A 1,647-nucleotide genomic window follows, 5' to 3' on the forward strand; every position below is an offset into this window, starting at 1 on the left:
GGGATCAGAGCCACTTCCCGCGGGCAGCAAGATTCCTGTGCCGGGTAGAGAAGAGCATATTCGGAAATCGTCTCAAGGGTCGTGTCCCAGGGGGCCGCCGGACCATCGGGGCCGCCATGACGAACCAGGTGGCTTATCAGGTGCTCTGGCAGCCAGTTCCTGTGAACCTTAGGATCGGCCGTTAAACACACCCAGGGAGGAGTGCCCGGGCGCAGATGTCTTTCTGAAAAAATCACCAGTGGCCCATAGTGATTGAACCAATTCCGACAGGCTTCCGGCCCAGTGTCGGGAAGAGGGTACCTCTGCAGAGAAACATAATGACTATCCATATTGGGGGGAATTGGTTTTTCTCGTAGCCATTCCGGGTGCCTGGACAAAACAGGCTCTGGAATCAAGTGTGTGGCGTCTGGAAACTGCTGTATAAACTCTGCACACAGTTTTTCGGTACGCTTGGCCACAGGCAGCCCTGCCAGCCAGTGAAAAAAACGGCTCCGGTGTGGCATCAGAGCCGGAAAGCGTTCCAGGAAATTCTCAGGGTAGTAGTCACTCGTATCAGATTCACTATTAATCGCCGGTGCCTTCAGCAGAAGCTTTTGACACATGGCCGACGTATGCATGTGCTCTGGGATATCTTGTATGCGAGGTAACGGTTCGCTCTCCATTGCCTGTTTCACCATATTCAGCGTGATACGGTGCTTGGGAATATAACGCAGAGCCTCCCCCTCCTGGATCAGTGCCACCCTGCACAGTTTGCTGTACCCAGGGTCCAGATCGTTTTTAAAATGCGTGATCAACTCAGGGATGAGTCGGACAGCCTGCTCTTTCATGGCCTGGGTACAGTGATGGTGTGGCACCTTCACGATAGCTGAGGGAGCCGCCTGCACCAAAGCTTCAAAGTCTATGGGGTGGTCAGGAAACATCGTGAACACCTCGAGAAGAGTCTGTTTATTGCTGGCGATGCAGGTATCAAGAAAGGCCGGGGTGAACAGTTCGGATGGTAGATATTTGAGCATGCATGGCGATTCCTTCACGAGCAGGGGGCCCAGTTCGTGATTAAAGAGGGCATTCCTCAGTTCTTTGGGCAGGGATAAAAACAAATTGGCCAGCGAGTAGTCAGGCAATAGCGTTCTCAGACTGTCGCGCATTGACTCGGGAGAGGCTGTTATGCGGATGCCCAGACTATTGGGGTCCAACCCCTCTTTTATCATACGCAGCGCCTGGAGCGGGTCACTGACTTCACCAGTCTGATACAGGCTTTTCAGTACCGCGGCAGAGTACTGGTTATGAGCAATAAGCGCTGCCGGGGGCGCAAGAGAGATGGAATAGCTGGCGAGGGGAGTTGTGTCCATGGCCGTCAACGGTTCGCAACCAGTCGTTTCCAGGTGCTCAAGATTTGTGACCGGATAAGCAGAGACTTCTTCGGGAGAGGGGGCGGCAAAAGGCTGTGAAACAGTTGAAAACGAGCAGCTATCCATTATCAGTATCCTTTCCGGTTTATTCCAAGTTACTGACTACCCATGAACAAATCATAAATAACCAGTCATTCAGACCTGTTTGGGGTATCAAAGTTTCAGTAACTAACACTGGTGTAAAGGTGTACTGTCAGGCCCTTCCAGTCGGTCTGCCAATTTATAAGCCAGCAGGTAG

Annotated in this window: 1 protein-coding gene; it reads right to left on the reverse strand. The window is 52.4% G+C overall.

Annotation, left to right across the window (positions count from 1 at the left end):
* On the reverse strand, positions 1–1,475 hold a 1,475-nt coding region (locus E1189_RS02480), incomplete at its 3' end, for a hypothetical protein (RefSeq protein ID WP_155158483.1).
* Between the last annotated feature and the right edge of the window lie 172 nt (positions 1,476–1,647).

It is taken from the genome of Parendozoicomonas verongulae (assembly GCF_009711465.1).
In the GTDB taxonomy this organism is placed as follows: domain Bacteria; phylum Pseudomonadota; class Gammaproteobacteria; order Pseudomonadales; family Endozoicomonadaceae; genus Sansalvadorimonas; species Sansalvadorimonas verongulae.